This window comes from Mesorhizobium sp. M2A.F.Ca.ET.039.01.1.1, from assembly GCF_003998035.1.
Lineage (GTDB): Bacteria > Pseudomonadota > Alphaproteobacteria > Rhizobiales > Rhizobiaceae > Mesorhizobium.
This window is the reverse complement of sequence record NZ_RZRY01000202.1, coordinates 1-9,397: the sequence shown is the minus strand read 5'-3', so window position 1 is coordinate 9,397 and position 9,397 is coordinate 1. Positions and strand designations below refer to the sequence as shown.

Genomic DNA, 9,397 nt, shown 5'->3' with positions numbered 1-9,397 from the left:
GTTCATGGGCGTTTTGAAAGCCCGCTATGAGCTCAATGGAAGGCCATTGAACGCCGCGATCATCGGTCCCTTCATGACCGATTCCAGCACCGATCACGGTTGGGCCGGGCCGCAATTGCTGCGTGCCCTGCATCAGGGCGAGTTCGATCTATATCTGACCGATTCGGCCAACCGGACCTCCTTGGCCTTCGCGCGTCCGATGAAGTATCAGCTCTTGCCGGTGCATTGTCTGGAATGGACCTGTGTTTTTCAGCCGGGCGCCATGGCCGCCGCCTTGCTGCAGAGTAAATGGCCCGGGCTGGCTCGGCTGGCGCTCGGCCCCTGCGGGCGGGCGTTTGATGCTCTCGCAGGAAGACGGCTCGAGCCGCCGGTCCAGCCTTCATCGTCGCGACGGATCCACCATGAGCGGATCGATGCCGCGCGGTTTGCGGAGCGGCTGCCGGCACTGATATCCGATTATGCTCTTCGACCGAGCTGGAAGGATGGCGAACTGCCGCGGCTGCTCGCGCTGGCGGCCGAAAAGCAGGCCGACGGGCCACTTCATTTCGGCGGGACTTACGACGAAGCAGGCAAGATGGTCGGTTGCCATGCCTTCTACGGGCAGGCTGGCGGCATCGCGAACCTGTTGCAGATCCAGGCGCCCGGACCCCACTGGGGCGCGACGCTGGACGGCCTTATCGCGGCTGCGCGGGAGATGGGCTGCGTGGGCATAACCGGACAGACACAAAGCAGGTTCCTGCCGCACCTCTTCGGCTACAACCGTCTCTTCTTCCGCTATGCCGGCGGCACGATGGTGCGCTCACGCATCACCGAGGTCGCGGAAGCGGTCCGCGCCGGCGACATCTTTATCGGCGGATTGACGGGCGATCGCTGGACCCGGCTGAGTTCCGATGATTTCGGTCGCGTCTGACGATCAGATGAAAGTGTGCGGCGCGGCGCAAAAACCGGCAATGATCTGGCAAAGGTCCGGTTCATGGACCATTTGGACTGCTTCGATGGCGCCAACCCATTTGCGCGTCCGGGCGCGCTTCTCTTTCCAGCGGTCCGCAATGCGGTCGACATGCAGCGGAAAGACCAGGACTTCGCAGGGCACTTCCTCGCCGGAGGCGAGGACCTTGGCATAGAAATAACGGCCGGCTTCAAGATGCGAGATGGTGCCGCGCAAGCCGGCTTCCTCGCCTGCTTCACGGGCGGCCGCCTTGCAAAGCGGTTCCCTGGCCTCCGGCCAGCCCTTGGGCAACACCCAGCGCCCGGTGTCGCGGCTGGTGATCAGCATGATCTCGACGCCGGCTTCGCTTTCACGCCAGGGCAGAGCGGCAACCTGCAGGCGGCAGGGCGCCTTGCCGAAGAGCCGCCGGACTCTTTCGGCCATCTGGGTGTGTGTTGCCGGCCTCGTCAACATCGGAAGAAGCTGCCCCAGCCTCCAGAATCGTTTGCCACCTTACGAATCTTACGGCGAATTATGGGCTTTAAAAGTAAAAAACTTCACTCCGTGGGAAAATGCCGCCAGAAAAGGTCAATCTTACAAAGTAGACATGCTCATTGGTTCGACTACACGCCGCTCCTTTGAGGCAGATTCTCTGGAAAATATGACGGCCGTTCAGCCGACATGATCGTCCGCGATCGGCTTCTGGTATGTGAAGCCCATGTCCCAGGGAAAGTAGATCCAGGTGTCCTGGCTGACCTCGGTGACGAATGTGTCGACCAGCGGGCGGCCCTTCGGCTTGGCATAGACGGTCGCGAAATGCGCCTTCGGCATCATGGCGCGCACGATACCGGCTGTCTTGCCGGTATCGGTCAGGTCGTCGATGATCAGCACGCCGGCGCCGTCGTCGGCAAGCAGCGGCGGCGAAATCTCCTTGAGAACCTGAAGCTGACCCTGGCTGGTGTAGTCATGATAGGAGGCGACGCACACCGTCTCGATGATGCGGATGCCGAGCTCGCGCGCGATGATCGCCGCCGGCACCAGGCCGCCGCGCGTGATGCAAACGATCGCTTTCCATTGGCCCTTGCTGGCGCCGGAAAGCCGCCAGGAAAGTGCGCGCGCGTCGCGATGGAACTGGTCCCAGGAGACGGGAAAGGCTTTTTCGGGAAGGGACATGGCTCACGCACTCCGCAAGGCGCGCCGTTGGCGCGCAGAAACACTGGAATGCAGGCGGAATTAGCCGGAAAGCGCCAGGCTTGGCAAGAGCAGGGGCCGGCAACGGCTGTGGACTTAAGGCGCCGCGCTGAAACGGGTTCAAGCGGCGCTCGTCAGACTTGCGCAGGCGTTGCCCTGAATCTTGCTACCGCTTCCGAGGGATGCTCAACGCGAAAGGAAAGCTGCGACATTCGTCGTGCGCAGCACCGTGCGGGTGACGCCGCCGAACAGAAGCTGGCGCAGCCAGGAGTGGCTGTAGGCGCCGAGCACCAGAAGATCGGCGCCGGATTCGGCGATCCTGGCCTGAATCATGTCATCGACCGAAGTGCCGCCGGATTTCTGCACGCAGACGCTGACATTGGCGCCATGGCGTGACAAGGCCGCGGCGATCTCGGCGCCGGCCGCTTCCGGAGATTCATCGAGCGTCTCGGGCGGGTCGATGACGAGAATGTCCGTCTTGTCGGCCTCGGCGATGAAGGGCAGGGCATCGAACGCGGCGCGGGCCGCTTCCTTGCTGCCGTTCCAGGCAAGCAGCACGCGCCTGAAGGTGGTGACCAGTGGCCCGTCATGGGGCACGACCAGCACCGGCCGGCCGGCATCATAGACCAGCGTGTCGACATCGGCGCTCGGGTCGCCGCCGGTATCGCGCTGCGCGGCGATGATCAGATCGGCGGCGCGCACGCTCGTTATGCCGGTCAGCGCGCTGTCGCCGGAGAAGCTTTCCAGGCTTCGCCATTCGAAGGACAGGCCGGATTCCTCGATCCGCTTCAGGAAATAGGCCTGCAGCTTGCCGGCGCGCTCCTTGTTCATCTCGGCCGAGACCTGCAGGAACTCGGTGTCCGGGAAGCCGGTGGCCGACGTGTAGGGAACGGGCAACGCCTCGGCATGGATGCCGACGAGATGGCTCTCGAACCTTTCGGCAAGCGGAAGGGCGCAATCGAGAACGCGCTCGGCGTCCTGCTCGTTCTGCAAAATGGCGACGATTGTCTTGAAGCGCATGGCCGGTCCCTCAATTGTTTGCGCTACGCGTGGCAGCAAGGGAACGCCTCAGCGCGTTGACTGGTTCCAGCCGAACGCCGGTCAGCCCGCCTTGGCGAAGCCCGCCACCATCGCCTCGACATCCTTGCGCGCGGCCTCGAGCGCTTCCTCGCTGCGGGCGCGCACGACGAGCTCGGTCCAGAACTTGCCGTCGCCATATTTGGGATAGGAGCCGATGATGGTGTCGGGATGCGCCTTCTGGACATCGGCCAGCGGCCCGCCGATCAGGCCCTCGCCGAAGGGGCAGTGCACCGTGGCCGACAGCATTTTGGTGCCGGCCCTGAGCGTCGGCACGACGTTGTCGAGCATGGCCTGGAAGATCGACGGCACGCCCGCCATGACGTGGACGTTGCCGATGCGGAAGCCCGGCGCGACGGAGACGGGGTTGTCGATAAGGTCGGCGCCGCGCGGCATGCGCGCCATGCGCTTGCGCGCTTCGGTGAATTCGATGCCGCGGCCGGCATAGCTCGCCTCGAGCAAGGCGTAAGCCTTGGCGTCGTACTCGCAGGGCACGCCGAAAGCCTTGGCGATCGAGTCGGCGGTGATGTCGTCATGCGTGGGGCCGATGCCGCCGGTGGTGAAGACGTAGGTATAACGGGCGCGCACGGCATTCACCGCCGCAACGATCTCGTCCTCCTCGTCGGGAACGATGCGCACCTCCTTCAGGTCGATGCCGATCGCCGTCATGATGTCGGCGAGATGGCCGATATTCTTGTCCTTGGTGCGGCCGGAGAGGATTTCGTCGCCGATGACGAGCATGGCGGCGGTGACGATTTCAGGCATGGCGGACTCCGGCTCAAAAGCTCGCCTGAGATAACGCGCCCTGAAGCCGGCCGCAATGCGAAAGCCGGCTGCGCTTGTGGCGGCGGCCGTTGCGGATATGGTGCGGTCGGTCGAGAGCGGATGAAACCATGCTGATATCGATTGTCCTGTGGCTGCTCGCGGGCTTGCTCGCCGCGGCCGCCCTTGTCCTGCTTGCCCTGATGCTCGCGACATGGCGGATCGCGGCGAAGGCTGAAAGGCTGGTGCCGGCTTGCGGAAAGTTCATCGAGATCGACGGCAACCGCATTCATTATGTGGAAGAAGGCGAGGGCAGGCCGATCGTTTTCCTGCATGGGTTGGGCGCCCAACTTCACCATTTTCGCCATACGCTGTTCGGACGCTTCGGTCCCGGATATCGGCTGATCGCGCTCGACCGGCCGGGCTCGGGCTATTCGGTTCGGGCAAGGAGCGCGACCGGCCGGCTGCCCGAACAGGCGGACATCGTGCGGCGCTTCATCGAGGAACTGCGGTTGGAACGACCTTTGATCGTCGGCCATTCGCTGGGCGGCGCCGTCGCGCTTGCGCTCGCCACCGAGCATCCGACCTCGATTTCCGGCATCGCGCTGCTGTCGCCGCTGACGCATCTCGAAGCGAGGATAGGTCGGCGGTTCGACCTGCTCTATGTTCCATCGCCGCTGCTGCGCCGGATCCTGGCCTATACGGCTGCGATACCGCTTAGCCTGCGTTACGCGCAGCCGACGCTGAGATTCATCTTCGCGCCACAAGCGGTTCCCGCGGACTACATGATCGCCGGCGGCGGATGGCTCGGGTTGCGCCCGTCCCACTATTTCGCCACCTCCACCGATGTCGTGGCCGTGGAACGGGACCTTGGCCAAATCGAACGGCGTTACCGCGACATAGCGATGCCGGCTGGCATTCTGTTCGGTACCGGCGATCGTGTGATAGGCGAGGCCGTCCATGGCGAACCGATGCTGGACGAGATCAGCGGCCTCGACTTCGAACGGGTCGAAGGCCTCGGCCACATGCCGCAATTCATAGAGCCCGAACGGGTCGTGGCCTTTATCCAACGTGTCGCCGCGCGTGGTTTCGCCAACGCGAGATGATTTCGGCCAGAGCAATTCCAGGAAAAGTGTGAGCGGTTTTCCGTCCGGAATTGCGTCAAAAAACAAAGCGATAGGACGTTTCGCCGTTTCCGTGAACGGTGAAACGCCCTAACGCCCCGCGCTGCAGCCCACGGCCGTTCACGAAACGTCACATAAAAGTGTCGGACATTCCGTCCTACCCGCAATTTCTGGTGGAACTTTAGGCCCCGTCGCAGGGTTTCGGTCGTATCGCTGTGGGGCTTCGGCCCCACATATTTTGCGATCGACAGAATGGAGAAATCCGATGCTTACAAGACTTATCGCAGCTTCGGCGCTGGTGCTGGCCATGGGTGGCGCGGCCATGGCGCAGTCATCAGATGACTGGTGGTGGCACCGCGACCATCGTCCCGCCGCGAGCGAGCAAGTAGACCCTTATAGGACCGGCAGCATCAATGGGGGCTCAGGGCTGAGCACCTCCGGCAACAGCACTGGAGCCATAGGACCGTGCGCGGACATCACGCCGGGGCCGGACGCCAACTCACAACAGAACGTCAACGACAATTACTGCGGCAAATAGAGCCGCATAGCCGGCGGCCGGTATGAAGCCTCGGGCTTTGGTGGTCGCGGAGGCCCCCTCAGTTCTTAGTCCGGGCGTTTCACCGTTTCACGGAAACGGCGAGGCGCCCCATACTGCGCTTTTTACGCGATCCCGAACGAAGGCTGCGCCGAAAGGTGCCGAGCCTGACCACACACTTTTCCTGGAGTGTCTAGTCCGATACTTCGGTCTGCGGCCGGTCGCGGCCGTCGGCAAGCTCATCGTGCCACTTTCCTTCGGCATCCTCATACTGGATGCCGTCCGTGGTTCCGGCGACCTGCTGCTCGGACGAGGCGATTTCTGCGGCGCGCAGCGCCTCCTGGTGAGTACGGAAAGTCTCGGAAAACGTCGAGCCGACCTTGTAGGCCCAGCCGCCATCATGCTCGACGATCTTGTAAGTCAGCTTCGCCATGAAATCCTCCGGTCAAGAACCGTGCTAGCACGTTTCACCGTTTCACGGAAACGGCGAAACGCTCTTTGTTTCTACGCAATTCCAGACGGAAAACCGATCAGTTTTCCTGGAAGTGCTTAGTGCAGCTTTCCGTCTGGCAGCCTGTCTTCGGTAACCAGCACTTCCGATTCCCTGGCCGCCTCGATAAGGGCGCGACGTGCGTCCGCTGGCGAACGATACCCTTCCAGCGCTTTGAGGCAAGTGTCGAGAGCGTCACGATGGCGCTCGCCGCGATTGAGCGGCCAAACGGTCATCAGGCACTCGGCGGCCTCGCGGGTGCTGCTGATCTGGCGATATTTGCCGACATGGCCGAGCTCGACCACCACCGGCTTCTCAAAAGGTTTGCTGTCTATCATGGCCGCCAACGTAAAGCGGCCAAATTGGTTGCAGTTGTGGCGAGGATCCTGCGCCCAAACGTCTCAGGACCCCCCTGTGATTTCCGGTTTCGTTTTGACGCAATTCCGGACGGAAGGCTACGGCGAAGTCGCCGAGCCTAACCGCGTCGCACTTTTCCTGGAATTGCCCTAGCCGGCGGCCTTCATCCAATGCCGCATGGTCGTCACCGAACGCGCCAGCTGGGGCGCCGGATGGATTTCCTCGCCGAAGGCAGCCGCCGCGCGCCAGCCCCAGCGCGGGTCGGCGAGGAAGGCGCGGGCCAGCGCCACCATGTCGGCACGACCACCGGCGACGATCGCCTCGGCCTGGCTCGGATCGTCGATCAGCCCCACGGCGCGCGTCGGAATGCCGGCGCCCTTGCGCACGGCCTCCGCCAGATGCACCTGGTAGCCGGGGCCGGGCGGCACCTGCTGCAGGGGCGAATTGCCGCCGCTGGAGCAGCAGATATAGGCGATGCCCTCGGCCTTCAGCGCCTTGGCCACCTCGATCGCGTCCTCGACGTCGAAACCGCCGTCGACCCATTCCTTCACCGAAAGGCGCGCGCCCAGCATCATGGACGGGGCGGCCTTCCTCACCGCCCTGGCGATTTCGACCGCGAAGCGCATGCGGTTCTCCAACGACCCGCCCCAACGGTCCGTCCTCTGGTTGGAGAGCGGCGAGAGGAATTGGAAGATCAGATAGCCGTGCGCGGCGTGCAGCTCGGCGAAATCGAAGCCGGCGCGTTCGGCGCGCACGGCCGACTGCGCAAAACGCGCGATGAGCTCCAGGATCTCGTCCTCTTCCAACGCGTGCGGCACATTCCAGCTCGTGTCATAGGCAATGGCGGAGGCAGAAACGGTCTGCCAGGGATCTTCGCCGGGCTGCAGCGGACCGCCGCCTTCCCAGGGTCTGCGGTTGGAGGCCTTGCGGCCGGCATGGGCAAGCTGGACGCCGAACTTCGTGCCGGGCGCGGCGACGCGCCTGGCGGCGTCGAGCGTTCGCTTGGCGGCAGCCTCGTTGTCGTCCGAATAGAGGCCGAGGCAGCCATGCGTGATGCGCCCGCGCCGCTCGACATCGGTCATCTCGACGGTGACCATGCCGGCGCCCGACATTGCCAGGTTCATCCAGTGATGGAGATGCCAGTCGCTGGCCGAGCCGTCCTCGGCCGAATACTGGCACATGGGGGCGACCGCGATGCGATTGGGGAAGGTGAGGTCGCCGAGGGTGATCGGCTGGAAAAGCGATGACGTCATGAAGCGGGCTCCTGGAGAGATACCGCTATCTAGGCAGTCGTGGCGCGTCACGCCAGACACTTGCCGGTGAAACTGCCGCTGGACCAGTCGGTTTCCCGGATTGCGTAGAGGCGCTTTCGTCGCTACCCCTTTGCCACCATCAAGGAGATCGTCATGGAAGATCGCATTCGCATCCGTTCCGAAGAGGTCCTTTCGGACGACTGGGCGGTGCTGAAGAAGACAGTGCTCGACTACCGCCGCCGCGACGGGCGGTGGGAGACGCAGATCCGCCAGACCTATGATCGCGGCGACGGCGCGGTGATCCTGCCGTTCGATCCGCAGCGCTCGACCGTGCTCCTGGTGCGGCAATTCCGCTTCCCGGCTTACGCCGTGGGTCACCGCGAGCCGCTGATCGAGGCCTGCGCCGGGCTGCTCGACGAAAACGATCCCGAAACCGCCATCCGCAAGGAAGCGGAGGAGGAACTGGGTTACCGGTTGAAGGACATCGAGCGACTGTTCGCGTCATTCATGAGCCCTGGCAGCGTGACGGAACGGCTCTGGTTCTTCACCGCGCGCTATTCGCCGGCCGACCGTATTTCCGACGGCGGCGGCGCGCCCGAGGAGGGCGAGGACATCGAGGTCCTGGAAATACCACTGGACGAAGCGCTGGCCGCCATTGCCGATGGACGTATTGTCGATGCCAAGACGATCATCCTGATCCAGCACTTGAAGTTGAACCCGATCGCGCCTTGACGGGCATCACCGCGTCAACGGCTCATTGGCCCATGGCAGGACACTGGCCGGCGGGGCCGCCCGACGCTGGATATCGATAGATGCGCAGCGGCCCCGCAAAGGGGCATTCCGTCAACCACTCCGGAGGCTTTCCCGTGGCCAACCGGCTGGCCAATGGAAACCGGGCTTCGACCGGCTGGAGGGCCGTTTCCTCTACACGGCAGACCGCGACATGGGTGGCCTTGGTTTGATCGAGAAGCTGCGTCGGGTCGGACGTAGCCGGGTCAAAAAATCTAAGGACGCGCTCGATGCCCTTGGCCGATGTGTGAAAAGGGACGGCCACGACGTCGAGTTCCTCAGGAGACCCCAAAGCGGCGATCCCGATATCGGGAGGCGCGAACAGTCTCGCGCCTTTCGGCCAAATAAAATGCGGGCCGCTGCTGGCTTGCGCGCAGGCATTGGCGATGTCGACGCCAAGCAGCTTTGCAGCCCGGGGAGGCCAGACCAGATAGGTTAGAAGAAGAGCAGCAATGACTGCCACGCCCGGGGCGGCCAGAAGCCAGGCGCGCGGCAACTCGTCCCTCGACCTGGCTGCGAAATAGCGCCTCAGCGGCAGGCTGGCTGGAATGCCCTGATGGACGAGCAAGGCAACCCCGGGGCCGACGAAGAGCGGAAAAAACCGCAGGTATCTTAGATAAAGCAGTCCCAACAGGAGGCCGACAGCCGAAAAGACCGCCAAGACCCACCAGGCTCGCTTCCTTGTCGAGGCGGAAATGGCCAAAACGCATGTCGCCGCCGTGCCCAGAATGGCGACGAAAAACCGTGCGAAACGATCGGAGCCCAGAAAGTCCGCGCTGAAGAAGATGCTGCGTTCCTGCTCGATGCGGGAGAGCCAATTGTCGCGAACATAGTCGCTGAGACCGACGAGCGGGCCGCCCGCGCATTGGGGGAAGAGGAAGACAAGTATCG

12 protein-coding genes are annotated in these 9,397 nt (G+C 63.5%); 4 read left to right on the top strand and 8 right to left on the bottom strand.

Translation table 11 applies throughout. The annotated features are described in order from the left end of the window. Positions 1-262 precede the first annotated feature (262 nt). The gene (locus EOA24_RS17000) at positions 263-910 is read left to right on the top strand and encodes a hypothetical protein (RefSeq protein WP_245501811.1); all 648 of its coding nucleotides are present in this window, start codon (positions 263-265) and stop codon (positions 908-910) included. Between the two features lie 3 nt (positions 911-913). Here the strand turns inward: EOA24_RS17000 and EOA24_RS16995 are convergent, their stop codons facing one another. From EOA24_RS16995 to EOA24_RS16980, 4 genes are all read right to left on the bottom strand, one after another. Further along, a complete protein-coding gene (locus EOA24_RS16995; RefSeq protein ID WP_126082417.1) occupies positions 914-1,402 on the bottom strand; it encodes an NUDIX hydrolase in 489 nt (162 codons plus the stop codon). Between the two features lie 198 nt (positions 1,403-1,600). Continuing rightward, complete coding sequence (gpt, locus tag EOA24_RS16990; protein ID WP_126060535.1) at positions 1,601-2,101, bottom strand: xanthine phosphoribosyltransferase; 501 nt, start codon at positions 2,099-2,101, stop codon at positions 1,601-1,603. Positions 2,102-2,305: 204 nt separating this feature from the next. Next, positions 2,306-3,139: a universal stress protein gene (locus EOA24_RS16985; RefSeq protein ID WP_126082418.1), complete on the bottom strand. Its 834-nt coding sequence runs from the start codon at positions 3,137-3,139 to the stop codon at positions 2,306-2,308. Positions 3,140-3,220: 81 nt separating this feature from the next. Beyond that, positions 3,221-3,961, bottom strand: a complete 741-nt coding sequence (locus EOA24_RS16980) for a competence/damage-inducible protein A (RefSeq protein WP_126082419.1) — start codon at positions 3,959-3,961, stop codon at positions 3,221-3,223. A gap of 128 nt (positions 3,962-4,089) precedes the next feature. Between EOA24_RS16980 and EOA24_RS16975 the strand changes: the two genes are divergently transcribed. Both EOA24_RS16975 and EOA24_RS16970 read left to right on the top strand, forming a co-directional pair. After that, positions 4,090-5,064: an alpha/beta fold hydrolase gene (locus EOA24_RS16975; RefSeq protein WP_126082420.1), complete on the top strand. Its 975-nt coding sequence runs from the start codon at positions 4,090-4,092 to the stop codon at positions 5,062-5,064. Positions 5,065-5,347: 283 nt separating this feature from the next. Then, entirely contained in the window at positions 5,348-5,620 is a 273-nt protein-coding gene (locus EOA24_RS16970) for a hypothetical protein (protein WP_127256864.1), read from the top strand. A 190-nt stretch (positions 5,621-5,810) separates the two neighbouring features. Here EOA24_RS16970 and EOA24_RS16965 read toward each other — a convergent pair whose 3' ends face one another. The 3 genes from EOA24_RS16965 to EOA24_RS16955 form a co-directional block, all read right to left on the bottom strand. Beyond that, positions 5,811-6,050, bottom strand: a complete 240-nt coding sequence (locus tag EOA24_RS16965) for a DUF2188 domain-containing protein (RefSeq protein WP_042644408.1) — start codon at positions 6,048-6,050, stop codon at positions 5,811-5,813. Between the two features lie 116 nt (positions 6,051-6,166). After that, positions 6,167-6,445 carry a DUF982 domain-containing protein gene (locus EOA24_RS16960; protein WP_126060540.1) on the bottom strand — a complete coding sequence of 93 codons (279 nt, stop codon included), beginning with the start codon at positions 6,443-6,445 and terminating at the stop codon, positions 6,167-6,169. A 168-nt stretch (positions 6,446-6,613) separates the two neighbouring features. After that, positions 6,614-7,717 (bottom strand): NADH:flavin oxidoreductase/NADH oxidase, encoded by a 1,104-nt coding sequence (locus EOA24_RS16955; RefSeq protein WP_126082422.1) that lies wholly within the window; start codon positions 7,715-7,717, stop codon positions 6,614-6,616. A 153-nt stretch (positions 7,718-7,870) separates the two neighbouring features. On the opposite strand from EOA24_RS16955, the gene EOA24_RS16950 reads away from it, so the two are divergent. Further along, the gene (locus EOA24_RS16950; protein WP_126060542.1) at positions 7,871-8,449 is read left to right on the top strand and encodes an NUDIX domain-containing protein; all 579 of its coding nucleotides are present in this window, start codon (positions 7,871-7,873) and stop codon (positions 8,447-8,449) included. Positions 8,450-8,471: 22 nt separating this feature from the next. On the opposite strand, the gene EOA24_RS16945 is transcribed toward EOA24_RS16950, so the two are convergent. Next, the gene (locus EOA24_RS16945) at positions 8,472-9,167 is read right to left on the bottom strand and encodes a hypothetical protein (protein ID WP_127409917.1); all 696 of its coding nucleotides are present in this window, start codon (positions 9,165-9,167) and stop codon (positions 8,472-8,474) included. Between the last annotated feature and the right edge of the window lie 230 nt (positions 9,168-9,397).

Coding starts and splice junctions, on each gene's coding strand:
- EOA24_RS16950 (WP_126060542.1), top strand. CDS start 7,871: ATGGAAGATCGCATTCGCATCCGTTCCGAAGAGGTCCTTTCGGACGAC.
- EOA24_RS16955 (WP_126082422.1), bottom strand. CDS start 7,717: ATGACGTCATCGCTTTTCCAGCCGATCACCCTCGGCGACCTCACCTTC.
- EOA24_RS16980 (WP_126082419.1), bottom strand. CDS start 3,961: ATGCCTGAAATCGTCACCGCCGCCATGCTCGTCATCGGCGACGAAATC.
- EOA24_RS16975 (WP_126082420.1), top strand. CDS start 4,090: ATGCTGATATCGATTGTCCTGTGGCTGCTCGCGGGCTTGCTCGCCGCG.
- EOA24_RS16995 (WP_126082417.1), bottom strand. CDS start 1,402: ATGTTGACGAGGCCGGCAACACACACCCAGATGGCCGAAAGAGTCCGG.
- EOA24_RS17000 (WP_245501811.1), top strand. CDS start 263: ATGGCCGCCGCCTTGCTGCAGAGTAAATGGCCCGGGCTGGCTCGGCTG.
- EOA24_RS16960 (WP_126060540.1), bottom strand. CDS start 6,445: ATGATAGACAGCAAACCTTTTGAGAAGCCGGTGGTGGTCGAGCTCGGC.
- EOA24_RS16965 (WP_042644408.1), bottom strand. CDS start 6,050: ATGGCGAAGCTGACTTACAAGATCGTCGAGCATGATGGCGGCTGGGCC.
- EOA24_RS16985 (WP_126082418.1), bottom strand. CDS start 3,139: ATGCGCTTCAAGACAATCGTCGCCATTTTGCAGAACGAGCAGGACGCC.
- EOA24_RS16970 (WP_127256864.1), top strand. CDS start 5,348: ATGCTTACAAGACTTATCGCAGCTTCGGCGCTGGTGCTGGCCATGGGT.
- gpt (WP_126060535.1), bottom strand. CDS start 2,101: ATGTCCCTTCCCGAAAAAGCCTTTCCCGTCTCCTGGGACCAGTTCCAT.